Genomic DNA, 24,245 nt, shown 5'->3' on the forward strand with positions numbered 1-24,245 from the left:
AGTGTGTCGGCGCGCACCGTCTGAGGTCAGTGCATCGGCATGAATGCATGCGGCAGGAACAGCGCGACCTGCGGCACCAGGGCGACGAGGGCCAGCACCGCGAGGCAGATCAGGATGAGCGGGATCGCCTCCCTGGAGACCGCCGACAGCGATTCCCCGGAGGTGGCACAGACGATGAACAGCAGGATGCCGACAGGCGGTGTCGCCATGCCGATCACCACGTTCAGGACGACCATCGCGCCAAACTGGACCGGGTCCATGCCGATGATCGTCATGAACTTCAGAAGGATCGGCATGGTCAGGATCAGGATCGAGATCGGCTCCAGGAACATGCCGAGCACCAGCAGCACGAGGTTCAGGAGCAGCAGCACGAGCAGCGGCTCGTCGGTGATGCTGAGCACCATCGACGCGATCTCGGCCGGCACCTGCTCCAGCGTGAAGACGAACGAGACGATGCTGGCCATCGCGGTGATGAACAGGATCGACGCGCTGACGAAGGTCGTGGCGACGAGCGACTGCCACACCCGCGCCGGCGTCAGGTCGCGGTAGGCGAAGCCGATGATCAGCGCGTAGACCACGGCCACGGCTGCGGCCTCGGTGGGGGTAAAGATGCCCGCCTTGATGCCGACGATGATGATCAGCGGCAGGATCAGGGCCGGCATCGTGCGCACCGTCGCCCGGCGGCGATCGGCCCAGCCCATCTTCTCGGTGATCGGAAAGCCGTCGCGGCGGGCGCGCCAGCCGGCATAGATCAGCAGTCCGAGGGCGAGCAGGATGCCCGGCATGACGCCGGCAATGAACAGCTGACCGATCGACACGCCCGACAGCACGCCGAAGATGATCATGGTGATGCTGGGCGGAATGATCGGCCCCATGACGGAACTCACGCCGACCAGCGCGGCCGCGTAGGCCTTCGGAATGCCCTGGCGGGCCATGGTCGGGATGAGGATCGATCCGAGCGCCGATGCCTCGGCCGTCGCGCTGCCGGAGATGCCCGCGAAGAAGCCCGCCGACAGCACCGTGACCGACGACAGGCCGCCGCGCCGATGGCCGACCATGGCGCGGGCGAACTCGACGATGCGGTCGGTGATGCCGCCGACGTTCATCAGCATGCCGGCCAGCAGGAACAGCGGGATCGTCAGCAGGATGAACTGGTCGACGCCGGCCATCATCCGTTGCGGCAGCGCCAGCAGCACCGCCCCGTTGCCGCTGAGAAACAGGTAGCCCATGCCGCCGACGCCGAGCGCCAGCGCGATCGGCACGCCGGTCGCAAGCAGGAGAAAGAAGACGCCGAAGAACCCGCTCATCGCGCTAAACCACGCCCCCGGTCACCCTGGCTTCCGTCCCCTCGTCCCGACCGCGCAGCAGCGCGACGGCGTCGAAGACGACCGCGCCGATGATGTGCAGGCCAAGCAGCGCGCTGCCGACGGAGACCGAAACGTAGACCCAGAACACCGAGATGTGGGTGCCGCGGCCAGCGATCGACATCCAGATGAAATCGATGGCCGGCAGGCCCTGGTTCTGGAAGCGGTCCGCATAGACATAGCCGTTGACCATCATCAGCCAGAGGAAGATCAGGATCGGCACGCTGACCACCAGCTTCAGGGCGAGGCGCCAGCCCGGCTTCAACATCAGCGGCAGCACGTCGACGGCGATCAGTTCGCCGCGCTGGTAGGCCATGCCGATGAACAGGAAGGTCTGCCAGACGAGGATGTAGCGGCAGAGCTCCTCCGCCCAGATCAGCGAGGAATTGAAGACGTAGCGGGCGACGACCTGGGTGATCATGATCACCACCACCACCGCCATGGACGTTCCTGCGAGGACGTTGATGAGGCGCGCGTAGGTGGCGTAGATCCATGCCAGGGGCCCGATCCGGGCCGGCATCGCGTTCATGCGACCTTCATCCCTGAGAAAGGCGTTGCCGTGGAGATGGCGGGCGCAGCAGCCTGCGCCCGCCCGAGGACGGTCAGGAGTCGGCCCGTGCGGCGACCACGAACTCGGCGATCAGCGGCGACTTCTCGCTCCACTGGGCGATCAGCGGCGCCACCCTTTCCTTCATCGCCGGCAGGTCCTCGAGTTCATAGAACTCGACACCCTTCGCCCGCAGTTCGTCGCGGCCGTCGAAGTCCTGCTTCTTGGTGTAGGCGAGCGTCGGCATGATGGAGTCCCGACCGGCCTTGCGCATGGCGGCCTGAACCTCGGGCGACAGCCCGTCGAAGAACGCCTTGTTGGCGGAAATGACGTTGTGCCAGGGATAGTGCCCGGTCAGCGTGAAGTGCTTGGCAACTTCCCAGAGGTTCTCGCCCAGCATCGACGAGACGTTGATCTCGCAGGCATCGATGACGCCGGTTTCCAGCGCGCCGTAGACTTCGCCGTAGGGCAGCCCGACCGGCGCGACACCGATCGTTTCCCAGATCTGCTTGTGCAGCGGAACCGGCACGATGCGGGTCTTCAGGCCGGCGAAGTCGTCCAGCTTGCGGACCGGCTTGGAGACGGTGGCGAAGTTGCGCTGGCCGATGTCGGTCGTCTGCAGCCCGATCAGGCCGGCCGGCGCCAGATCGTCGAGGATCTTCTGGCCGATCTCGCCTGTCGCGAGCTTCCCGAACTGCTCGTAGTCCTTGATCAGGAACGGCAGCTGGTAGGCGTCGAGCGCCGGGCGGCCGGTGACGAGCGGATAGAGGACGCCGCTCGCGCCCACCAGCTCGTTCGTGCCGGTCATCGCCGATTCGAGGTTCTGCTTGTCGTCGCCGAGCTGGCGGTTGGGAAAGATCGTGACCTCGACCTGACCCGGAAGCAGCCCTTCGAGGGCTTTCTTGAATTCCACGGCCGCGATGTGGCCGGGGTGGATTTCGTTGGCGGCATGCGCCAGGCGCATCTTGATCGGCGATGCCTTGGCGATGCTCGGCATCGCCAGCGCAAAGGCGGCGGCACCCGAGGCGGCGAGAACCTCTCGACGAGTTGGCATTGGGCTCCTCCCTGTGTTTTGTTCTGCAGAACAGTATTATTATTTATCGATTGTTTGACGTGACATCGACGCTGTCAAGCGTCATTGTGACCCGAAGGCGCCCACAATGCCCTTGACAGGCGCCCGCTATCTCATCTCATTTTTGATGCATACGTTCTTTCTGGCAGAACGGTTACGAACAATCGGTCATGAACGGGAGGTCTTTCGATGTACGACCAAAGCGATCCGCGCGCGCGCCTGGCTGCGGGCGCGGCCAAGCCGGCTGCGAAAGCCTTCGTTGGCGCGGACTTCGGGCTGTTCTACGAGACGGCGCCGCAGCTCGAGGAGGCGGGCACCAGGACGTGGCTGACCCGCGGTCAGAATTTCCTCGTCGCCCACACGCACGCGCAGGCGGGTGCCGCACTGGAGCGCCGCGGCCAGGTGGACGAGTACGTCTTCATCCTGCCGGACAGGGACACCTCGGCACGCGTTTCTGCCGGGGGAACGACCCACGACGTGCCCGGCTTCTCGCTCGTCATCGTGCCGCCGGGCGACAGCCGGATCGAGCTGCCGGAGGGCGGCCGCGCCGAGCGAATCTTCTCCACGCAGTCGGATGACCTGAACGCGCTCTGCTCCAACGCCGCGTCCTATGCCGAGCCGCATCCGAACATTCCGCCCTTCGAGCCCTGGCCCGAGCCGCGCGGCGGCTACAAGGTCCGGGTCTACAGCCTCGACGTTCCGCCGACGAAGGGCCGCTTCGGCCGCATCTTCCGCTGCACGACGCTGATGGTGAACTATCTCGATCCCCAGGAAGGCCCGCGCGACACCACCAAGCTGTCGCCGCATCATCACGACGACTTCGAGCAGGGCTCGCTTGCGCTGGAGGGATCGTATACGCATCATCTCCGCTGGCCGTGGACGACCGATCTCAGCGCCTGGCGCGAGGATCAGCACGCGCGCTGCGGGTCGCCGTCGCTGACGGTCATCCCGCCGCCGGCGATCCACACCTCGCGCGGCATGGACCAGGGTCTCAACCAGCTTGTCGACATCTTCTCGCCGCCGCGCCAGGACTTCTCCCGACAGCCCGGGTGGGTGCTCAATGCCGACGAGTATCCCATGCCCGACGAAGGCCCCGCCAACTGAGCAGCACGGGCCCGGCCCGGGGTGGCCCGGGATCCGGCCGCCCTGGCACCGCGCGGCCTGCGGTTCGCGCGGCGCCGAATCCGAGCGGGCGGAAACACCCGACCGACAGGGCATGGCTCCGGGTTCGCCACTTGAGCAGTACCTTTTCGTTCAGACCGGTCTGAACGGGAGGCGATCCAGAGCGGAATGCGGAGAGGCCGGCACCGGCGTTCCGCATCCGGTTTGAGAGACGAGACCCGATCCCGATGACGTCGGGTCGCCGAGACCCGCGGTCACCGCGATCCGGCGGACCGCACAGGCGGAAGTGAGAGATGACGCGACCCTCAGGCATCCAGGCAGTCGAGTTCGCCCTTCACATCCTGGAATACGTCGCCCAGTGCCAGACCTCGGTCGGCGTAACCGAGCTCGCCCGCCATTTCGACACCAACAAGAGCCGCATCCACCGGCACCTTCAGACGCTCGTGTCGGCCGGCTACCTGATCCGCGACGACGACACCGAACGCTACGGCATCAGCGCGCGCCTGATGGCGCTCGGGCAGGCGGTCAGCGAGAGCTTCGAGCTGGCCACCGCCGCCCGCACGATCGTCCGCGAGCTGCGGGATGCGCTCGGCCACGCGGTGGCCATCAGCCAGCCCGAACGGGAAGGCAACCGCATCCTGCTCATCATGCCAAGCCGTTCCAACATCGAGATCGCGGTCAAGCCGGGCTCGCTCCTGACCTTCAACGGCAGCGCCCAGGGCAAGGTCAGCCTCGCCTTCGGCCCGCCCGACCTCTTGCAGCAGGCATTGTCGGAGGGGCTGGCCATGCACACCCCCTACACGGTCACCGACCCCGCCCGCCTGCGCGACGAAATCGCGTCGGTGCGCAGCCGCGGCTGGGCGGTGTCGCCGAACGAAACGATGATCGGCCTCAACGCCCTCGCCGCGCCGATCTTCGACGCCTTCGGCAAGTACGCCGGCGCCCTCGCCATGACCGACTCCGTGCAGTTCCTCGGCGAGACCCCGACCAACGAACAGCTCCAGCACCTGCGCGAGGCGGCGCGAAAGATCTCGGCCAATCTGGGCTTTCGCGAGCGTGCCGCGCCGCCGGTGGCCGCGCTGGAAACGCACTGAGCGGCAACGGACAGGGCGGTTGAAGCCGACGCCTGGGAGGTCCGCGGCGGACCTCTCGAGCACGGCCGCGCACCTTGGGCGGGCAGCACCGCATATCCGGTCGACCGCGCGGCCAGCCACCTGGCGTCTCGGCAAGCGGCCCGCCCCGTTCGAGGGTCAACCGCCCCGTCGGTCCCGTTCACCGCGGCACCGGCCACGGCACCGATTCCGGGCGCCGGAGCAGCGCGTCGAACCGATCCGCCGGCATCGGCCGCCCGAACGCATACCCTTGGGCGATACGACAGCCTTCGTCGCCCATGAACGTCGCCTGCTCCTTGGTCTCGATGCCTTCCGCAACCACTTCCAGCCCGAGTCCCGCGGCCAGCACGACCATCGCGCGCACGATCGCCTGGTCGCGGGGGTTCGCCAGGATACTCTGCACGAAGGACCGGTCGATCTTCAGCCGGTTGACCGGATAATCCCGGAGCAGGCTGAGCGAGGCGAAGCCGGTGCCGAAATCATCGAACGCGATGCCAACGCCCATTCGGGCGATCTCCGTGAGGACCGTCGGAACGAGGCGTTCGCTGCGCAGGATGATGTTCTCGGTGACTTCGATCTCCAGTGCGCCGGGCGCGAGGGCGCTCGCTTCCAGCGCCCGGCCGATCGCCGCCGCCAGCCCGGCCGTTTCCAGCTGGACTGCGAAGAGGTTCACCGCAATCCGAAACCCCGGCACCAGCGCGCGCCACGTGGCCCCGTGCCGGCAGGCCGTTTGGAGGATCCAATCCCCCACCGCGAGGGCGAGTGTCCCGTCCTGATGTTCCTCGAGAGCGGCAAGAAATGCGGCGGGAGCCAACAGCCCCCGCTCGGCGTGATTCCAGCGGATCAGCGCCTCGGCGCCAACCACCCTGCCTGTGGACAGTTCGACCTGGGGCTGGAAATAGAGCTCGAACTCGTCCCGGTCCCAAGCCTCTTTCAGATCCGCACCGACCTTTAATCGCTCCGCCGCCAGGTGGCGAATTTCCGGCATGTAGGACCGAACGAGGCGCCGCCGGTGCGCCTTGGCCTGATACAGCGCAAGCGACGCGCCCTTCAGCAGGCGCTTGATCCGCGGCGCGCCCCGAGGATTGGTGGCAACGCCGTATGTCGCGCTGACGACGATCGCATGATCGCCGAAGATGATCGGCGTCTCGATCGCCGCCACCAGCCGCTCGGCAAACGCGTTGGTCATCGCGTCGTCCTTCAGAGCGTGCAGCAGGACCGCGAATTCGTCGTGGCCGACACGGGCCAGGATCATCGGTGGGCTGAGCTGCTGCTGGAGGTTGCGCGCAATGGCTTCCAACGCACGCGCCCCAAGGATCTCGCCGAACGCATCCCGCAGGTGCTTGAAACCATCGAGGTCCAGCAGAATGCACGTGGCACCGCGATCCCAGTCAGACGCCGCCGCCGCCAAGATCAAGCCGGTGCGTGTCGGCAGGCCAGTGAGCTGGTCGCGCTGGCTGCCGTCCAAGAAAGGTCTCATCCTCGGACGCCCGAAAGTTGTGGTCCCCACTTCGCCGATCGGACAGGCGACGGATCATCTTGCCTGCTCACATCAACACGCCCGACTTTCATCGGCCACCACTCACGCCCACTCTTCGACCATACCCAGTTTGGCTTTGACAGAATAGGCGCCCCAAAATCAGAATCAATAATGTTGATGAAAGCCAAATTCATTAATCACAAATTCAACATAACTGAGAATATTTCGAGATTATTCACTGCCAGAGATTCTAAATTGGTTCGATTGCTTAGGAATTGAATTTTATAGATCAAAAAGGCAACAGAGCTGTGACGACACAGATGCTGAAAACGGCCTTGCGCGGCCGAAATTGAAAAAGGATTTCTATCTGGGTCGGCACCCAACGCGTGGCTGACAGGCAGTCCTTGCCGCCCGAGCAGAACTGCAGAAGCGCACACCTCGGGCAAGTTCCACCCATCGCTGCGACCGACCGGGCAGAGCAAACCCTCAAGACGGCGCGAGAACACGCACGACCACTATTGCGATTGAGGCGAGACCGAGCGGAACGCCGAGAGGCAGGTGGCGGGTCGTGCGGTAGGTGTGCCAGAGACCTTCCGGCCGAGCCGGCAACCGTGTCGGCCAGCTACGGACCAGCAGCATGCAGGCGACCGTCACCAGGCACAGCACCGAGGCCACGAGGACGAAGGGCCCGCCGTAGGACGGGCCCGCGATGGCTCCACAGACGGCCATGAACTTGACGTCGCCGCCGCCGAACTTGCCCCACAGCCAAAGAGGGAAAACGACGGCGAAGTAGAGCGCGGCGACCCACACGCTCGACAGACCGAAGCCGAGCACGGGCGGCCCGAACAGGCCCCACAGAACGGCCAGGGCGACCGTCGCGAGAAGCAGGAGACATGCGCGATTGGAGATCGTGAAGCGGCGAAAATCGCGCCATGCGACGATCAGAAGCTGCACCACGAGCGCGCAGGCAAATCCCCAGTCCGGGCCGTGCACCGCCACCGCGTTCATCACGTGCATGTGCCCATCGCCGACCCCGCATGATCCGACTGTCATTCAGCACATCAATGTGACGGGTTAAACCAAGGCGATCGCCCGGAGGGTTCGTCATGTCACCGGCCTGGAAGAGATGCCAAAGCGCCCGACGGCGGCTCGCACGGGACGAGGACGGCGCAGCACTCGTCGAATTCGCGATCGTGCTGCCCGTCTTCCTGATGCTGATCTTCGGCGCGATCGACGTAATGCAGCTGCACGCCACCTATGCCTCGATGCTCGCCGGCGCGCGGGACGGAGCACGGATGCTGGCCTTGCGATCCGGGACCGCCGCCGAGGCGGAACAGCTCGCCCGCAGCCGCCTCTACGGGAGCGGCCCCTATACGATCGACACCCAGACGGCGGACGCCACATCGGACGATGTGGCTGTGGCGGTCTCCATCCCGTTCGACAAGGCCACCATCACCGGAGTGCTCGGCCTCGTACAGCACCCGCTGGTCGTGCAGGTGACGATGCGCGCGGAGCCCAGCGCCCCATGAAGCGCACCGTGGCGACAGGCCGCCTCGGCACGCTTGCGGCTGACGAGCGGGGGGCGATCCTGGTGTTCACCGCGCTTGCCCTGCCCCTTCTGCTGTTTTGCCTGACCGGGGTAGATCTCCTCACGATCGACGTCACGCGCACCCGGCTCTCGGTCGCCGCCGACGCCGCAGCCCTTGCAGCGGCACGCCAGTTGCCCGATCGGAGCGCAGCTACCACCGCGGCAAACGAGATGCTCGTCGCAAACCACCCGGCTCTACCAAGCGATTTCGGCGGTCCGGGCGAGGAGATCGTGTTCGGCGCCTGGGACGAGACCGCACGCAGCTTCGCAGCCAACGCCGCACCGGAGACCGCGGTCCTCGTCCGCCTCTCGCGCACGCGCGCCCACGGCAATGCCGTTGCGCTGATCGTCCTGACGGTTGGTGGATTGCGACAGGTGGACGTGTCGGCCACATCGGTTGCCACCTTCGACGGCGAAGCGTGCGGCGCGGTCGCCGCCTGTCGCGCGCGCCTGGTCGATCCTGCCGACTAGGCGCGGCGGAACGGGCGGTGGCGCCGGGCTTGATGCTGTCGGCTCGATTGGAGGCCGCCGCATTTGCCCACAAAGATGGCCGTTTCCGGACACAGCCACCTCATCAACAGCGAACTCATCATGTATTCATTAGGTACTTCTTATATCAAATCGCGGAAATGCTAAACATGTTATTTAATTTTATGGAATTCGTTTTGTTAGAATAATATGTTCGAAATTTCACAAACTCGATTTCTCGGCCTTCACTCAACGAAACCCGATATCTGGCACGAACTTAGGTTGTCATCCCCGCATCACGCGTCGCAAATCGCGACGGCACCGCACCCATAGAGTGCATATGACGCTGGACACACCTCAGAAAACCGGAGCAATAAGCGTTCGTTAGCAAGGCCTTGGCGGGCCGTTAACCCTCGGAAAAACGGGCGATCGAACGTTTCGTCATCCGTCCGGGGTGAAGATTAAAGTCACGATGCTTCAAGGGGCTCATCATGAACAAGTTCTTCGCTCGCTTTTCTTCCGACGAAACCGGTGGCGGCCTGGTCGAATACGCGCTGATCGTCGCGCTCATCGCTCTCGGCTCGATCACCGCGATGACGACGCTCGGCGGCAACATCAACAGCAAGTTCGCCGACATCGGCACGACGCTGACGAGCGTCAATACCGACCCCGCCGCCCAGCCCTAAAGCTTTGGCGCCCCGAGCAATCGGGGCGCCGCACTCTTCCGGGAGACCGACATGACCAAGCGCGTTGCCCGCCTTGCATCGGATGAACGGGGCGGTGGCCTCGTCGAATACGCGCTCATCGTCGCCCTGATCGCCATTGCCTCGATCGGCGGTGTCAGGTCGCTTGGCGCAAAGAGCTTCGTGTTCGTGCTGATGGGACTGCTGATCGAACACGATGGCGACGTCGACGGCGATGGTCACATCGACGGCCTGGGGGACCTCATCGCCAACAAGGACGGCATTCTCGACCGTGTCGAGTGAGGCCGGGCCTGCGGGTCGGAGCCGGCGTCAAGCGAAGAGCCAATGCGCATTGCCGAACAGATGCGGGCAAGCGTCATCGTCGTTTCATCGAACACCGCCAAGGTGGATAAGTCGCCAAGTGGCTGACGGATAGGATGAATTTCGACCACCTATGCGACGCTTCGGGTCTGTGAGCGCGATCTTTGCCGGAAGCGACGGCCAAGCCGGTCCGGGCGGCTCACGCGACCATGTGGGCGCATCGCGCACCTGAGCCCTCGATGACGACATCGGCGTGTCGGCAACCCCCTGCCGACATCCCGTGCCTCCGGACCCATCGGCCCGCTTGCAAGGAGTTCGCCGCATGCTCTCGCCCCGCCGCCTCGTGCCATTGCTCGTCCTCCTCGTGGCGTTCATCGCGCTGATGCTGGTTCGGCAGCCGGCGCCTGCCCCTGCGGCAGGTGAGCACGCCCTTCCGCCTGAGGTCGTCCTGGTTGCCCGCCGCGCGATTGCCGCCGGCGCGTTCATCGGGCAAGCCGACGTCAGTCGGGAGACCCTCCGCGAACCGAGCCTCGGGTCGGGAGGCACCCCTCTGCCCCCCGGCGGGCTCGCCGGCGCCCCGCGCTACGCACTGGTGGACATCCCTGCTGGCGGCACCCTCACCAGCGGCAACGTCAGCGCGAAGGACGCGCCCCGGCCAATCGCCTATGCGCTGAAGCCGGGTCGGCGCGCGATCTCGGTACCGTCATCCTCCCTGTCCGGGCAGGACCGCCAGATCGTTCCAGGCAGCGTCGTGGACGTGCTTCTGCTCGCCAACGCCGGAGCCTTCCCATCGCAGGCGCCAGGAAGCGCCGAAGGTCTTCCGCCCAGCGCCGTCTACGCACTTGCCACGAAGGTTCCGGTTCTCGCGGTCACCGAGGACGGCAAGTCCAGCCGCACATTCACGCTCGATGTCGGGATCGAAGCGGCGAAGCGCATCGCCCTGGCGCAGCAGCTCGGCGCGCTGGCCCTTCTGGAGAGGGGCAACGGCGAGGAGGGCGACGACGCCGAACTCAGCCGGACCGTCACCGCCGACCAACTCTTCGGGATCCACCGCCGCCGGCGGGAAGATCCGGGAGCCTCCCCCGCCACCGCTCTGCCGGAACCGTTCACGCCGCAGGTGACGATCTATCGCGGCAGCGTCGCCGAAGTCCACGAGATGACCAATTGAAGCAGGTGACAGACCAGCCAGGTTCCTTTGCGGGCTGCCGGCCCATCTGCATCCGCACGCCGAAGCAGGCCAGCGTGTCCCGGTTCCGGCGGAGGCGACCGCTGGGCCGCCTCGCCCGCGCCGCAGCGGCTGCCCTGCTGGTGGCTGTCGCCGCCTTGCCATTTGCTCGTATCGGGGCGGCGCAGGCCCAGTCGGGCTACACGGTCAGTCTGGCGCGGGGAACAGCCCAGCAGATCAAGCTGCCGGCGGGACAGGCCGCCACCATCAACGCTCCCGGCCCGCTGGGCGATATCCGCGTCGCCGATCCTTCGGTTGCCGACGTGGCGCCACTGACGATCCGCAGCCTCTATCTGTTCGGCAAGGCGGCCGGCCGCACCACTGTCACCCTCTACGATCCCGACCGCATCCCACTCGGCGTGCTGCAGGTCGAGGTCGGCATCGACGTCAGCGACCTCAGCCAGGCCATCCGGGTGAACTTCCCCAGGGCCCAAGTGAACGCAAACACGGTGAACGGGCGCCTGCGGCTGGGGGGCACCGTCGACAACGGCCAGACGCTGGCCGGCATCCTCGATCTGGCGCGTCAGTACGTCGGCAGCGACGACCTGATCAACGCCATCAAGGTCGAGGACAGCCAGCAGGTTCTGCTGAAGGTCCGGTTCGTGGAGGTGAATCGCAATGCCGGGCGGGAGCTCGGCGTCAATCTCGCCGTGACGGACTCCGGCTCGACGGGCCGTGGGCTGCTCACCGGCGACCTCGGCTTCGGATCAGCCGGGGTGACCTCCCCAGACGCGGGCTCTTCGGACGGTTCGTTCTTCTTCCCTCTCACCGGCAACAGCGCCTTCGCGACGCTGGTCGCCCGCGTCATCTCCGGCGGCATCAACGTCGACCTGTTCATTCGGGCTCTGGAACAGAACGGGCTGGGCCGGAGCCTCGCCGAACCAAACCTCGTCGCGATGTCGGGCGCCAAGGCGAGCTTCCTCGCCGGCGGTGAGTTTCCGATCCCGGTCCGCGGCACCGATGGAGAGGTGACGGTGCAGTTCCGCGAGTTCGGCGTGCGGCTGACGTTCACTCCCATCGTACTGGGCGACGGATTGATCAATCTCGAGCTTGAGCCCGAAGTCAGCCAGATCGACCGAACGGTCTCGGTCGACGGCGTGCCCGGCCTCACCACCCGCCGGACCCAGACGACGGTGGAACTGCGGGACGGTCAGAGCTTCGCGATATCGGGGCTCCTGCAGGAGATCTCCGAGAAGGACCAGCGGGCGATCCCGTGGATCGGAAAGGTGCCGGTTCTGGGCGCGCTCTTCCGCTCGCAGTCCTTCGCCAAGAAGCAGACGGACCTGGTGGTCATCGTGACGCCGTCGATCGTTCAGCCGGCAGCCCCGGGCACGCCGCTCCACGATCCGCTGACCTCGTCGGTCCCCTCCAACGATCCGGAGTTTTTCCTCACGGGCGAACTCGAGACCCCGGCCGAGCCGATCGCGGCCATGGCCCGGCGCAAGGGGATCACCGGTCCCGTCGGCTATATCCTCTATCCGCCAGCGCGTTGAAGCCATGCCATTTGCCCTTCAGCTGAGCCGCTTCGCACGGACCCTGGCCCACCGATTTCGAGCCATCACCGGGGTCTGGCTCGTTCTGGCAGCCGCCGCATGCAGCCCCTATCTCGACCATCAGGACAGCGTCGTGTCCTGGGCAGGCGATGCACAGAACGCCAACGCCGCGATCATGGCGGTTCACCCGATGCATCCGGGCGCGGATCGGGTGCGTTTCACCTCGGACGGCGCCCGGACAGCACGCGTCATGGGGAGGTACAGATCGGGTCGTCCGTCGGCGGACAGTGTCGAGACGGCTGACCTGGTCACCACCGTCGACGGCCTTACCGAGCCCGTGCTCAACGCCCCGTTGAGGCGCTGATGTTCGGCAGGCGCGGCAAACGGGAAGACGCAGCGGCCGTGCCGACCGCCGGGCCCTGCCTCGTCGTGAGCGACGACACCGATACGATTGCCGTCCTGGAGGCGGAGCTTGCGGCAGCCGGGCACGGCAACCACGCATCCCACGACATCACCGGTTTCCTTTCCCTGCCGAAGGGAGCGGACGCCAGCGTGATCCTGCTCGATCTGCCGGACCTCGCGGACACGCACGAACAGGTGTTGAGGCGCCTCGCCCACGCCGGCCCGGCACCACGGGTGATCGTCATCTCCTCCGGATCGAATGCCCTGGCCGCCCGGTTCGCCGTGCGGGCGGGAGCGGCGGACCTTCTGGAAAGGCCCCTTGCTCCCGGCGCCGTGGCAGATGCGCTGGATCGGGCGGCCCTCGCACCCGCTGGACCCGGCTGTCGCATCACCATCGTTCATGGCGTGGCGGGAGGTGTGGGCGCAACCGTGCTTGCCCTGATGATGGCCGGAGAGCTGGCCGGCCGGGCGACCACGGTTCCCGGCAAGGTGGCGCTGGTCGACCTCGACGTGCAGACGGGGGCGGCCGGGCTCTATCTCGATGCGCCAGGCGGTCATGCGTTGGCAGAGCTTCTGGATGCGGCAGAGCGCTTCGACGCCGAGTACCTGGCGTCGGTGCTTCTCGTCACCCAGGGGCTGCGGCTGTTCTCCTTCGGCGATGCCGCCCACGCCGACGATCCCCGCGTTCCCTATCTCTTCGTGCGCGTGATGGAACTGCTGGAACCCGGTCACGCCCACATCGTGGTGGATCTCCCGGCCCACGCCCGGCCATGGACCATGCCCATCCTCGCCGCGGCCGATGACATCGTCCTCGTGACGCGGCCCACCGTGCCGTCCCTGCGGCTGGCCCGAGCGCGCTATGACAACCTCCTGGCGGGAGGCCGGGATCCGGGGCAGATGCAGCTGATCGTCAACCGCGTCCGATCCGGCTGGCAGGGCGGCACGCTCGACCGGAAGGACATCGCGCGCGCCCTCGGCAGCGATGCGTTCGCGACCGTTCGCGACCAGCCCGCCGGCTTCGAGGAGGCCGCCAATCTGGGTGTTCTCCCCCAGTCGGTGGGGAGTGGCAAAGCCATCGCCGATCTCCGCAGGATCCTGCAGGAACTGCGGCTATGAGCAGCCGCTTCACCTTCACCCGTCAGGCGATGGCCGATGCGCTGACGCCCGCGGACGCCGCGGCCGGGGATACGGCAGCGGCGAAGGTCACTCGAGGCCGGGCGGTCCTGCACCGTCGCCCCGCAGGCTTCGATGGACAGGCGACAAGCTCACCGTCCGCAGACGCCGGCAAGGCCATGCGTGTCGCGGCCCACCACTTCCTGGTGAACCGGATCCCGTTGAGCCTGGTCCAGAGCGGCGACCGGCCGAAGATCCTGCGTGAGGCTGCGCCTCTCGTCCGCGAATTCGTCCGGATCAACGGATACGCCCTCACCAGTGCCGAGCTCGACGCGCTGGCCGTCGCCGCAACGGACGAACTTGTCGGCTTCGGTCCGCTGGAACCCCTGCTCAAGGACGAGAGCGTGTCGGACATCCTCGTCAACGGCCCGCACCGCGTCTTCGTCGAGCGCAACGGCCTCCTGGAACGCAGCACCGTCAGCTTCGACAGCGATGCCCATCTCCTGCAGATCATCCAGAAGATCGTCGCGCGCGTCGGCCGTCGGATCGACGAGGCCAACCCGATGGCCGATGCCAGGCTGCCGGACGGCTCGCGCTTCAATGCCGCAATCCCGCCGCTGGCAATCGACGGGCCGCTGGTCTCGATTCGCAAGTTCTCGCGCCGCTTGCTTCTTCTTGACGACCTCGTCGCATCCGGAACCCTCGACCCGGCAATGGCCACGCTGCTCGCGGTTGCCGTCCGATCGCGGGTTTCGATCGTCATCGCCGGAGGCACCGGATCGGGAAAGACGACGCTTCTCAACGCGCTTTCCTCGGAGATCCAAGATGGCGAGCGCCTGATCACCATCGAGGACGCCGCCGAACTGCAGCTGCAGCAGTCGCATGTGGTGCGCCTGGAAACCCGCGCACCGAACGTCGAGGGCACGGGCGAGGTGCGTCAGCGGGAACTGCTGCGCAACGCCCTGCGCATGCGCCCAGACCGGATCATCATCGGCGAGGTGCGTGGCGAAGAGGCCTTCGACATGATGCAGGCGATGAACACCGGCCACGAAGGCTCGATGACCACCGTGCACGCCAACAATCCGCGCGACACGCTGGCGAGGATCGAGCAGATGATCGGCATGGCCGGATTGCCGATGTCGGCGGAGAGCATCCGCGCACAGGTGGCCGCCGCCGTCCGGCTGGTCGTGCACATCGCGCGCCTGTCCGACGGCAGCCGCCGCATCACCTCCATCTCCGAATTGCTCGGCCTGACCGGCGATACGTTCAAGATGCAGGAGATCTTCCGCTTTCGCGAAAGCAAGCGGGACGAGACCGGGCGTATCCACGGCCGCTACGTCTACAGCGGCGTCCGGCCGAACTTCGCGAGCCGGGTCCACGGCGCCGATGCCGCGGCGCTCGATGCCCATCTGACGGGAGCGCGCTGAGCCATGGGCATCAGTCTCGCCACCCTCGTTCAACTGGCAAGCGTGACTGTGGCCGCAGTGCTCGCGCTGATCCTCTGGGACATGCTCCAGGGCGTGCAGTCGCGCAACGCCGCGATCCGCAGACGTCTGGAGGACACCGCGGGAGGCCGGCCGGCGTCGACGCTTCCCACACCGGACGGCGGGGAGCGGGCGCCTGGGTCTGCCGCGACGATCTCGTTCAGCCGGGATTTCGGCGTGCGCCGGCTCCACCGCGACAGCGGGCTGACGACCCCGCTTCTGACGGTGTGCGCGCTGGCCGCCGCGGCAGCGCTGGTCTTCGCCCTCGTCCTTGGCAGGTTCGGCGTTCCCCTTCCGGTCCAGCTCGCCGCAGCGCCGATCGCAACGGTCGGGTTCGTCGTCGCAGCGCTTCGCCACGCCCGGAAGCGCAGGCGCACCCGCTTCGTCGAACAACTGCCGAACGCGCTCGGCGTCGTCGTGCGCACATTGCGCGCCGGCCACCCGGTGAGTGCCGGCCTGGCGCGGGTGGCAGACGAGATCGGAGAGCCGGCAGCTCGGGAGTTCCGCGAGTTGTCGAGCGAGGTGCAGATGGGGCTTCCCCTGCCGCTCGCCATGCAGCGGCTCCACGACCGGCTGCCCTGTCCGGAGCTGCGGTATCTCAGCATTGCCATTGCGGTCCAGACGGAAGCGGGCGGCAACATCATCGACACCCTGGGCACGCTGGCCCAGAGCATTCGCGAGAGCACGTGGTTCCGCAAGCGGCTGCGGTCGCTGACCGCCGAGGGACGGCTGACATCGCGGTTCCTGCTGTCGCTGCCGGCCCTGCTGATCCTGATGCTCCAGGTCCTGTCGCCGACCTACTTCTCGACGATCCTCGCCTCGTCGATCTGGCTTCCGTTGCTGGTCGGCTGCTGCGTGTCGATGACTTGCGGCTATCTCGTCGTCCAGCATCTCATCGACATCGATTGCTGACGGAGGGACCCGGTGCGCGACATCAGCCTCTCCATCGGGCTGCCGATGCTGATCGCGCTCCTGGTGGTCGTCATCGTCGAGATCCGCCGCGGCGATCTCCGACTGGCGCACCGGCTGCTGCCGAAGGCCGCCCCTCGCACCCAAGGGGAGGCCCAGCACGCGTTGCAGCAGGCGCGCACCGCAGGGGTCGATGCGTTCCGGCTGGCGTGGCAGACGGCTGCGGACGACACGCTCTCGCTGCATCTTCTGGAGGTGGGCTGGCCCTGGTCGCCGGCGAAGCCCACGTTCTGGCTGGTCAGCGCGGGCGCCGCAGCAACGACTGGGGCCCTCCTGTTCGGCGCGCTGCTGATGCTGGGGGCCACAGCAACGGACACGCCGAGCCTGGTCGCGGTCGTCGTTTCGGCGGCGGTCGGCGGCGGTACCCCCGGCCTCCTCGTCAACCGCCGGGTCAGCGCCAACCGGCGCGCCTACAAACGGCTGTTGCCCGACCTCATCGAGATGGTGGTGGTGTGCGTCGACGCGGGCCAGAACGTCGACGCCGCGTTCGAGCGACTGAGCCGGGAGTTCACCGCCTCTCACCCCCGGTTCGGCCTGCACCTCGAAGCCATGGTGCTGGAGATGCAGGCCGGCGTACCCATGCATCGCGCGCTTCACGCCCTGGCGGAGCGGACGCGGCTGGACGAGGTGTACTCGCTGGTCGCGCTGTTTCGCCAGTCCCAGGCGTGGGGGTCGAGCGTGGTCACAACGCTCAGGACGTTCGCCAGCGGCTTGCGAAAGGACCGACTGCTTGCCGCGGAGGAACGGGCAAACGCCTTGCCGGTGAAGATCGTGTTCCCCATCGGCCTGTTCATCTTCCCGGTTCTGCTGGTGGTCCTGCTTGCGCCCGTCGTGGTGAGTATCCTGCAGACCCTGTCCGCCACCTAGATGAGCGCTTTCGCCCGATGATGCGTCGCCACACCGCAAGCGCCAGCCGGATGGACGCCATCGCGGGGCCCTCGCCTGCCGGATGGCGCGCCGGGAGGTTGCTGCTGGTGACCGGTCTGCTCGCGGCCATGGCCGGCTGCCAGTCGCCGTCCAGCCCGAGCACGCCGGCAGCTCCGGCGACGGTTCCAGCGGTCTCGTCGGCGACCGGTTTCGAAGCCAGTCTCGAACGCGGGCGCCGGGACATGGAAGCGGGAAACTATGGAAACGCCCAGGTGGCGCTGCAGCGCGCCGTGGACCTGCGCCCGGCCGACGTGGGCGCCCGGCTGGCGCTGGCTGCCGCCTATGATTGTCTCCGGCGCTTCGACCAGTCCGACATCCTCTACCGGAGCCTTTCGGCCGAGATCGGCAGCACCGCGACCTACCTCAACAACCTGGGAATGTCCTATTTCCTGCGCGGCGACCTGAAGCGGGCCGAGGAGATGACGCGCCGGGCGCTGTTCGCCGAGCCGGGCAACGAGACCGCCCGAAACAATCTGACCCTCATGGGCGCCGACTGACGGGCCGTGGCGCCGGGTCCCCCGACGGATCTGCCGCGCCGGCGCGTCCCTGACTCCGCCGATACATCGCGTTCCGGGTCAACATCCACGTCTCATCGCCCCGCCTCTGATGATTCCGCGCAGCCTCTTGAAATTATTTGATTTCCAGACAGGGTTCGAATCTGCGGCCTCTGCCTGCGGAAATCTGCTGGTATACGATTTTACCGCCGGGGCACCGCAGATCGGGCAATGGTCGACTTCGCCATCCGGACCGATTTCGCCGGCCGCGCCAGCCTTGTCACCATAGCGCGTCGTGCATTAAGACCTATACCAGACGACCCGGCGGGGGCCGACGAATTACAAACATCTGGCGGTCGACAGGAGACGCTGTTCAGGCCGAGTTTGGGGGAGTTGCAGATGGGTCGTTTCGGGCGTCGCGGCTTCGGCCGTGGCGGAAGGTCGTGTTTCGCCTGCCTTCTTGCCGCTTTGGCGCTCATCGTCCCGTCACCAGCCCTGGCGCAGACGCAAACCGGAACCTGCGTGGCAACATCTGACGGTGCCGGCGGCTTCACCTTCGCCACTTCCTGCCAAGCGAGTTCACCCAGCCTGATCGGGCTTTCCGGCACTGGGGCGACCGGCCCAGCTGGATCAGCCGCCGACCTGTTCGACAGCGCCGATCCTGGCGGCCCAGGCGCCACCGGCCCGGCCGCAACATTCCACCTGCTGTCCGCATCACAACTGCTTCAATCGGCTGATCAGGGCACCGGCCTCTCTTTCAGCAGCAGCGGCGGCACGGGCGGCCAGGGTGGCCGAGGTGCTGTGGCCCGCCATGCCGCCAACGGTGGCCCCGGCGGCGATGGCGGCGTCATCACCATTACGATCGAAGCCGGCAGCACGGTGACCACAACCGGTTACAACGCGGACGCCGTCTACGCCATCAGCAGCGGGGGAACGGGCGGTGCAGGCGGCGACGATGCCGATGGCGGCCTGGGCGGCGGGAATGGTGCGGCGGGCGGCAACGGCGGCGATATCGACATCACCAACAGCGGTACGCTGCAGACCACGGGAACCTACAGTTCCGCCATCTTCGCCCATAGCGACGGCGGGGCCGGCGGGGCCGGACAGCCGGCCGAGACCTTCTTCGGCAATGGCGGCTCGGGCGGGGCCGGCGGGAATTCCGGCGCCGACATCACGGCCACCAATTCGGGAACGATTTCCACCGGTGCCGGCAATTCCGCGGCGATCGTGCTGCAAAGCGTCGGCGGCAACGGCGGCGCCGGCGGCGGCGGTCAAGGGGCGTTCTTCTCCCAGGGCGGCAACGGCGGAAGCGGCGGAAATGGCCGTGAGATCCAGTTCACCAACAGCGGCACCATTCAGACCCGTGGCGACTATGCCGATGCGGTGATGGCCTACTCGATCGGCGGCGGCGGCGGGCACGGCGGGTCGGCCCTGACCGCGGGCGCGTTCATCGGGGTCGCCATTGGCGGCTCCGGCGGCGGCGGCGGCGATGCCGGGCCGGTCGCGGTCACCAATGCGGGCAGCATCGTCGCGGCGGGGACCAGTGCCAAGGGGATCGTCGCGTCCTCGATCGGCGGCGGCGGCGGCGACGCCAACGCCGTCACCAACGTCACCTACGGGCTCAGCCTTGCCTGGAACGTCTCCCTGGGTGGCAGCGGTGGCATGGGCGGCACGGGTGGCGACGTTACCGTTGCCAATCAGTCCAGCGGCAGCATCGTCACCGGTGCGCCAGCCGATGACACACCACAGGATGCAGGCAACAGTCCCATTCCCGGCGACCATGCCAGCGGCATCCTTGCGCAATCGCTGGGCGGGGGTGGCGGGCATGGCGCGCAGACGATCAGCGTCGCAGCTTCGGGCGGAGTTGCCAGCCTGTCGCTTGGCGTGTCGCTCGGCGGGTCCGGGGGATCCGGCGGCAATGGCGGCATGGTCAGCGTGACATCCGACGGCTCGATCGTCACCCATGCGCGCCTCGCCGACGGCATCCTCGCACAATCGATCGGCGGCGGCGGCGGCAAGGGCGGCTCTTCCGTCAACGTCGATGCTTCGATCGGCGAATACAGCGGCAATCTGTCGGTGACGTTGGGCGGCACGGGCGGCAGCGGCGGCACGGGCGGTTCCGTCTCGGCCGAACTCGGGGGCTCGATCGAGACGTTCTCGAGCCAGTCCCGGGGCATCCTTGCCCAGTCGCTGGGCGGCGGCGGAGGCAGCGGCGGGAACATCATCGACGTCGACGCCGCGGTGGGCCGGAATGCGGCGAATATCGGTGTCTCCGTCGGCGGCTCGGGTGGCAGCGGGCAGTCGGGCGGACCGGTCTCGGTGACGACCGGCACCGGCAGCACGATCGCCACCCTTGGCCATCTCTCAGACGGCGTGCTTGCCCAGTCGGTCGGCGGGGGCGGGGGCGCCGGGGGAACCGTCAACAGTTACGCGATCTCCGCGATCATCGGCAGCGGCCTTGCCGCCGCCGCCGATGTCGGCGTCGGCGGCACGGGCGGAGCTGGCGGCGCGGGAGGCGACGTAGTGGTCTCGCATGGCGGGGCGATCACGACGGCGGGCGACCACGCAACAGGCCTGTTCGCCCAGTCGGTCGGCGGCGGCGGTGGCACCGGCGGGTCAGTGTTCGCATTGTCGGTGGCAGCCTCCCTCGATGCCAAGGATGCAAAAGGCGACACGCTGGGCGGCCGTGACGTTTCGGCGGCTGTCTCGGTTGGCAGCAGTGGCGGTAGCGGCAATCAGGGCGGCGCGGTCGCCGTCGATCTTCAGTCCGGCGCGTCGATCTCCACATCGGGCGCACATGCCGCTGGCATCGTCGCCCAGTCGATCGGCGGCGGCGGTGGCGCCGGCGGCATCGCCCACAGCTTCGCCGTTTCCACGCCGGTGCCGACGAGCCCTCAGCGGGTGACCGACCAGATCGGCAGTTGGATGGAGTACGCGCAGAGAATCTTCGACAACAGGAGCACATCCGGAAAGCCCGATGGCCACTACAAGAGCGGTCTGGGCGTCTCCGTCAGTGTCGGCGGCTCCGGCGGGACGGCTGGATTGGGGGGCGATGTCAAAGTCAGTCTCGCCTCCGGCACGTCCGTGCGCACGAGTGGCGGGCACTCCCCCGGCGTGCACGCCCAGTCGGTGGGCGGCGGCGGCGGTATCGGCGCCACCGCCACCAGCAATGGCTTTGCCGGCTTCGGCGCATATGCGGTGGACCTCAGCATCGGCGGCAAAGGCGGAAGCGGCAGCGACGGCGGCGCGGCCACCGTCGTCGGTCAGGGGCCTGACGGCACGACAGTCGGCATCGCGACGAGCGGCAAGCAATCGGCGGGTATCCTCGCCCAGTCGGTCGGCGGCGGCGGCGGTTTCGGCGCCAGCGCGGACAGCGCGAACTACAGCGTCCCCGGTCTCAGCAGGCAGTCCATCAAGATCGCCCTTGGCGGCTCCGGGGGCGCCCAGGGGCACGGCGGTGACGTCACCGTCCGGGATGCTCCGAACATCGTCACGTCAGGTGGCGGTTCGGCCGCGATCCTCGCGCAGTCGATCGGCGGCGGTGGCGGTCTGGGCGGGGGCAGTTCGACCAGCGGCCTTATCGGCTTCGCTCTGGGCGGGTCCGGCGGTGGCAACGGCGACGGCGGCACGGTCCTGGTCGAAGGAAGCTCGGTCCTTGCGACCTCCGGTGCGACGAGTGCCGGAATCGTTGCCCAGTCCGTCGGCGCCGGCGGCGGGGTCGGGGGCATCTCCGACACGACCTTGTTCGGAACGGAGGCCGGCCTGCATGTCAGCATCGGTGGGGAAGCCGGAACCTCCGGACAGGGCGGCGACGTCACGGCGCAGTGGTCGGGGACCATCAACACCTCCGGTGCCGTCTCGATGGGCATTTTCGCCCAGTCGGTCGGTGGCGGCGGCGGTCTGATCCTGGCCGACAACGTGAAGGTCAGCGGCGTTTCAGGCGCATCCTTGGTGTCGACGCTCAGCAGCGCAGCCGGGAATGGCGGGTCGGTGACGGTCTCCGACAAGGGCGGGACGCTCGCTCTCTCGACGTCCGGAGCCGGATCGCACGGCATCGTGGCGCAATCCATCGGCGGCGGCGGTGGCGCACAGATCGCCGATCAGCCCACGGCACAATTCCAGGTCAACCGAACCGGCGGAGCGGCGCCGGGCGGAGAGGGCGGCGACGTTCAGGTCACGCTGGACGGCAGCATCACGACGTCCGGCTCCAACGCCTACGGGATCGTCGCCCAAAGCCTGACGAACGCCATCGTCTTGTTCGGCACCGACGGCCCCCAGGTCGTGCAGGAGCCGGCACCGTCGCGGCAGGGATCGATCCAGGTGGCGCTGAACGGCTCGGTCGTCACGAGCGGCAGCGGGGCCCATGGCATTGCCACCTACATGAACAGCGATCGGGACACCGGCGGAACGCCTGTCGTCGACATCGCGGGTCATGTCTCGGTTTCCGGCCCCCAGACCTGGGGCGTCCAGACCACCAACGGACAATCGGCCACCGCCACGCCCTTCACCAACGCAACGACCACCTACGTGCGGATTCTCGCTGGTGGTACGGTCGACGCGACGGGCAGCGCTTCCGGCGCGGTCAACATCGACGACTGGAATGGCAGTGCCCTCGTCGAGGTGATGGGAACGCTCAATGCGCCCAATGCCGTGGCGCTGCAGAGCAATGCGGCCGGCGGGTTGCTGGTCGGCAGCGGGGGCGTGGCGGTGGGCGACATCGTGGCCACCGGCGGCATCTTCAACATTCAGAATCTGGGGTTGATGGTCGGCTCGGTCACCGGGGCAGATGACTACACCATCGCTGGCGGCGCGCATGTGCTGCGTTTCGATCCGACGGCGACCCTCGGCAGCGACGCTCTCTCGGTGCAGAGCCTGGAAGTCCCCGCGAACAGCATTTCTCCGACGCTGAAGGCGCTGCCGAACGGCAATGTGACGGCAACGCGCATCATAACCGTGGCCGGAGGTACCAACACCGGCGCCATGCCGGCCGGCGGGGAGATCTATTTCGGTCTTTCGGGCGGCACCGTCGCAACGCAGTACAGCTACGACTACACCAAATCCACGGCCGCCATTTCCGATGTCTCGATCGACTACACGCGCGGCGGATTCTCGGGAAATACCCAGCAGCTGGCGGTGCTGGCCAACAGCCACCTCACCGGTTGGCCGGCGTCTGCGCCCGGGTCGCAGACCGAGCTCTATACCCTGCTCGTCAATGCGGCCAACGCCACGACCTCCCCCGACCTTTCGCAGTATCTGCAGAATCTCGATGCGACGGCCAACTTCGCCTCGGTTCAGCAGAGTGCGAACGCGGCGGGAGGGGCCCACAACAACATGCAGAGCTGCGGTGATCCGGCGGGGGCGTATTCGCTGATCGACCAGGGGCAGTGCAACTGGGGCAAGGCGACCTACAGCGTGACCCGACTGCGGGACGGGGACCAGCGCGACACCTCCGTCGGCATCAGCCTCGGCCGGCAGGACCAGATCACCGACACCCTCTACGGCGGCGCCAGCTTCGCCTACGAGACGACCAGCTTCGACGGGGTTGGCAGCTCCAGCGATGGCGACCGGGTCAGTCTCGGTGGCATCGTGAAGTATATCGACGGGCCCCTCTACGCATCGGCCTCGATGGTGGGCAGCTATGGCTGGGCGAATGGGACGCGCTCTTCGTCGCTTCCCTGGGTCGACGGCATTGCCTCCTCCGATCCGGAAACATGGGGCCTGACCGGACGCCTGCGGACCGGCTACGCGTTCAAGGCCGGCGGACTGCAGCTGATGCCGCTGGTCGATCTCGACATGCTTGGCATTTTCGACAGCGGCTACACGGAACAGGGCTTGGGCGACCTTGCGCTGCGCGTTGCGCCATCCACCAACGTGCTGTTCGATCTGCGGCCGGCGCTGCGAATTGGCGGCACGATGCAGGTCGGCGAGGCCTCTGTCACCAGCTACATCGAGGCTGGCGCGCTGTTCAGGCTGAACGAGGGCTCGATAGATGTGTCGCTGCCGAATGGTCCGAACCCGTCAGCGAGCGTCCCGCTGGCGCTCGATCAGGACGAGGTGATGGGCACCCTGGCAATCGGCACCGCCATCGACTGGGGCGGCTACGAAGCCCGTCTGGTCTACGAGGGCGCCTTGGGAAGCGACACGATGAGCCAAGCCGGCAGCATCAAGTTCGCAATCAAGTTCTGATCGCGTATCGTCGGCCCTGCCACGGGTATCTACAGAATATCCAGCGCGACACTTTCTCGGAATGATTTCCTGCCGGGCAGCTGGCAGGCGACAATAGCGGCCTTGGTGACGTTCCCGCGTAGGGGAGAACCGCCGGCGTTCGGTGTGCCGTCAAGTCGAGGGCAACCGCCCATTGCCAGCTGGCCGCATCATGAG

20 protein-coding genes are annotated in these 24,245 nt (G+C 67.1%); 15 read left to right on the forward strand and 5 right to left on the reverse strand.

Annotation, left to right across the window (positions count from 1 at the left end):
• Positions 1-26: 26 nt before the first annotated feature.
• The 3 genes from ACSSVZ_RS21015 to ACSSVZ_RS21025 all read right to left on the reverse strand — a co-directional run bounded on the left by ACSSVZ_RS21015 (position 27) and on the right by ACSSVZ_RS21025 (position 2,965).
• On the reverse strand, positions 27-1,307 hold the full coding sequence (locus ACSSVZ_RS21015) for a TRAP transporter large permease (RefSeq protein WP_453972707.1): 1,281 nt from the start codon (positions 1,305-1,307) through the stop codon (positions 27-29).
• A 4-nt stretch (positions 1,308-1,311) separates the two neighbouring features.
• Positions 1,312-1,893, reverse strand: a complete 582-nt coding sequence (locus ACSSVZ_RS21020; protein WP_453972709.1) for a TRAP transporter small permease — start codon at positions 1,891-1,893, stop codon at positions 1,312-1,314.
• A 73-nt stretch (positions 1,894-1,966) separates the two neighbouring features.
• On the reverse strand, positions 1,967-2,965 hold the full coding sequence (locus ACSSVZ_RS21025; protein ID WP_453972710.1) for a TRAP transporter substrate-binding protein: 999 nt from the start codon (positions 2,963-2,965) through the stop codon (positions 1,967-1,969).
• Positions 2,966-3,172: 207 nt separating this feature from the next.
• On the opposite strand from ACSSVZ_RS21025, the gene ACSSVZ_RS21030 reads away from it, so the two are divergent.
• A complete protein-coding gene (locus tag ACSSVZ_RS21030) occupies positions 3,173-4,087 on the forward strand; it encodes a hypothetical protein (RefSeq protein WP_453972712.1) in 915 nt (304 codons plus the stop codon).
• 311 nt (positions 4,088-4,398) lie between these two features.
• Positions 4,399-5,199, forward strand: coding sequence for an IclR family transcriptional regulator (locus ACSSVZ_RS21035; RefSeq protein WP_453972713.1), 801 nt, complete (start codon positions 4,399-4,401; stop codon positions 5,197-5,199).
• Between the two features lie 178 nt (positions 5,200-5,377).
• Here the strand turns inward: ACSSVZ_RS21035 and ACSSVZ_RS21040 are convergent, their stop codons facing one another.
• A complete protein-coding gene (locus tag ACSSVZ_RS21040; protein ID WP_453972714.1) occupies positions 5,378-6,685 on the reverse strand; it encodes a putative bifunctional diguanylate cyclase/phosphodiesterase in 1,308 nt (435 codons plus the stop codon).
• A 498-nt stretch (positions 6,686-7,183) separates the two neighbouring features.
• On the reverse strand, positions 7,184-7,750 hold the full coding sequence (locus ACSSVZ_RS21045; RefSeq protein WP_453972715.1) for an A24 family peptidase: 567 nt from the start codon (positions 7,748-7,750) through the stop codon (positions 7,184-7,186).
• A 53-nt stretch (positions 7,751-7,803) separates the two neighbouring features.
• Between ACSSVZ_RS21045 and ACSSVZ_RS21050 the strand changes: the two genes are divergently transcribed.
• The 13 genes from ACSSVZ_RS21050 (at position 7,804) to ACSSVZ_RS21110 (ending at position 24,050) form a co-directional block, all read left to right on the forward strand.
• Entirely contained in the window at positions 7,804-8,226 is a 423-nt protein-coding gene (locus ACSSVZ_RS21050; protein WP_453972716.1) for a TadE/TadG family type IV pilus assembly protein, read from the forward strand.
• Positions 8,223-8,756 carry a pilus assembly protein TadG-related protein gene (locus tag ACSSVZ_RS21055; RefSeq protein ID WP_453972717.1) on the forward strand — a complete coding sequence of 178 codons (534 nt, stop codon included), beginning with the start codon at positions 8,223-8,225 and terminating at the stop codon, positions 8,754-8,756. The genes ACSSVZ_RS21050 and ACSSVZ_RS21055 overlap by 4 nt, the downstream gene beginning before the upstream one ends.
• Positions 8,757-9,244: 488 nt before the next feature.
• On the forward strand, positions 9,245-9,439 hold the full coding sequence (locus ACSSVZ_RS21060; RefSeq protein WP_453972718.1) for a Flp family type IVb pilin: 195 nt from the start codon (positions 9,245-9,247) through the stop codon (positions 9,437-9,439).
• A 51-nt stretch (positions 9,440-9,490) separates the two neighbouring features.
• The gene (locus ACSSVZ_RS21065; protein ID WP_453972719.1) at positions 9,491-9,739 is read left to right on the forward strand and encodes a Flp family type IVb pilin; all 249 of its coding nucleotides are present in this window, start codon (positions 9,491-9,493) and stop codon (positions 9,737-9,739) included.
• Positions 9,740-10,079: 340 nt separating this feature from the next.
• Positions 10,080-10,925, forward strand: a complete 846-nt coding sequence (gene cpaB, locus ACSSVZ_RS21070) for a Flp pilus assembly protein CpaB (RefSeq protein WP_453972720.1) — start codon at positions 10,080-10,082, stop codon at positions 10,923-10,925.
• Positions 10,926-10,930: 5 nt separating this feature from the next.
• Positions 10,931-12,475, forward strand: a complete 1,545-nt coding sequence (locus ACSSVZ_RS21075) for a type II and III secretion system protein family protein (RefSeq protein ID WP_453972770.1) — start codon at positions 10,931-10,933, stop codon at positions 12,473-12,475.
• A gap of 4 nt (positions 12,476-12,479) precedes the next feature.
• Complete coding sequence (locus ACSSVZ_RS21080; RefSeq protein WP_453972721.1) at positions 12,480-12,839, forward strand: hypothetical protein; 360 nt, start codon at positions 12,480-12,482, stop codon at positions 12,837-12,839.
• Positions 12,839-13,993, forward strand: a complete 1,155-nt coding sequence (locus ACSSVZ_RS21085; protein ID WP_453972722.1) for an AAA family ATPase — start codon at positions 12,839-12,841, stop codon at positions 13,991-13,993. The genes ACSSVZ_RS21080 and ACSSVZ_RS21085 overlap by 1 nt, the downstream gene beginning before the upstream one ends.
• A complete protein-coding gene (locus tag ACSSVZ_RS21090) occupies positions 13,990-15,417 on the forward strand; it encodes a CpaF family protein (RefSeq protein ID WP_453972723.1) in 1,428 nt (475 codons plus the stop codon). The genes ACSSVZ_RS21085 and ACSSVZ_RS21090 overlap by 4 nt, the downstream gene beginning before the upstream one ends.
• 3 nt (positions 15,418-15,420) lie before the next feature.
• Positions 15,421-16,386, forward strand: a complete 966-nt coding sequence (locus ACSSVZ_RS21095) for a type II secretion system F family protein (RefSeq protein ID WP_453972724.1) — start codon at positions 15,421-15,423, stop codon at positions 16,384-16,386.
• A gap of 12 nt (positions 16,387-16,398) precedes the next feature.
• Positions 16,399-17,310, forward strand: a complete 912-nt coding sequence (locus tag ACSSVZ_RS21100) for a type II secretion system F family protein (protein WP_453972725.1) — start codon at positions 16,399-16,401, stop codon at positions 17,308-17,310.
• Between the two features lie 107 nt (positions 17,311-17,417).
• Positions 17,418-17,867 (forward strand): tetratricopeptide repeat protein, encoded by a 450-nt coding sequence (locus ACSSVZ_RS21105; RefSeq protein ID WP_453972726.1) that lies wholly within the window; start codon positions 17,418-17,420, stop codon positions 17,865-17,867.
• Between the two features lie 228 nt (positions 17,868-18,095).
• Complete coding sequence (locus ACSSVZ_RS21110; protein WP_453972727.1) at positions 18,096-24,050, forward strand: hypothetical protein; 5,955 nt, start codon at positions 18,096-18,098, stop codon at positions 24,048-24,050.
• Positions 24,051-24,245 lie beyond the last annotated feature (195 nt).

Source organism: Amorphus sp. MBR-141, assembly GCF_053628695.1.

What these genes read in the sequence shown, in the direction of transcription:
- ACSSVZ_RS21110 (WP_453972727.1), top strand. Translation starts at nt 18,096, where the DNA reads ATGGTCGACTTCGCCATCCGGACCGATTTCGCCGGCCGCGCCAGCCTT.
- ACSSVZ_RS21060 (WP_453972718.1), top strand. Translation starts at nt 9,245, where the DNA reads ATGAACAAGTTCTTCGCTCGCTTTTCTTCCGACGAAACCGGTGGCGGC.
- ACSSVZ_RS21055 (WP_453972717.1), top strand. Translation starts at nt 8,223, where the DNA reads ATGAAGCGCACCGTGGCGACAGGCCGCCTCGGCACGCTTGCGGCTGAC.
- ACSSVZ_RS21050 (WP_453972716.1), top strand. Translation starts at nt 7,804, where the DNA reads ATGTCACCGGCCTGGAAGAGATGCCAAAGCGCCCGACGGCGGCTCGCA.
- ACSSVZ_RS21095 (WP_453972724.1), top strand. Translation starts at nt 15,421, where the DNA reads ATGGGCATCAGTCTCGCCACCCTCGTTCAACTGGCAAGCGTGACTGTG.
- cpaB (WP_453972720.1), top strand. Translation starts at nt 10,080, where the DNA reads ATGCTCTCGCCCCGCCGCCTCGTGCCATTGCTCGTCCTCCTCGTGGCG.
- ACSSVZ_RS21020 (WP_453972709.1), bottom strand. Translation starts at nt 1,893, where the DNA reads ATGAACGCGATGCCGGCCCGGATCGGGCCCCTGGCATGGATCTACGCC.
- ACSSVZ_RS21030 (WP_453972712.1), top strand. Translation starts at nt 3,173, where the DNA reads ATGTACGACCAAAGCGATCCGCGCGCGCGCCTGGCTGCGGGCGCGGCC.
- ACSSVZ_RS21015 (WP_453972707.1), bottom strand. Translation starts at nt 1,307, where the DNA reads ATGAGCGGGTTCTTCGGCGTCTTCTTTCTCCTGCTTGCGACCGGCGTG.
- ACSSVZ_RS21045 (WP_453972715.1), bottom strand. Translation starts at nt 7,750, where the DNA reads ATGACAGTCGGATCATGCGGGGTCGGCGATGGGCACATGCACGTGATG.
- ACSSVZ_RS21025 (WP_453972710.1), bottom strand. Translation starts at nt 2,965, where the DNA reads ATGCCAACTCGTCGAGAGGTTCTCGCCGCCTCGGGTGCCGCCGCCTTT.
- ACSSVZ_RS21090 (WP_453972723.1), top strand. Translation starts at nt 13,990, where the DNA reads ATGAGCAGCCGCTTCACCTTCACCCGTCAGGCGATGGCCGATGCGCTG.
- ACSSVZ_RS21080 (WP_453972721.1), top strand. Translation starts at nt 12,480, where the DNA reads ATGCCATTTGCCCTTCAGCTGAGCCGCTTCGCACGGACCCTGGCCCAC.
- ACSSVZ_RS21085 (WP_453972722.1), top strand. Translation starts at nt 12,839, where the DNA reads ATGTTCGGCAGGCGCGGCAAACGGGAAGACGCAGCGGCCGTGCCGACC.
- ACSSVZ_RS21035 (WP_453972713.1), top strand. Translation starts at nt 4,399, where the DNA reads ATGACGCGACCCTCAGGCATCCAGGCAGTCGAGTTCGCCCTTCACATC.
- ACSSVZ_RS21065 (WP_453972719.1), top strand. Translation starts at nt 9,491, where the DNA reads ATGACCAAGCGCGTTGCCCGCCTTGCATCGGATGAACGGGGCGGTGGC.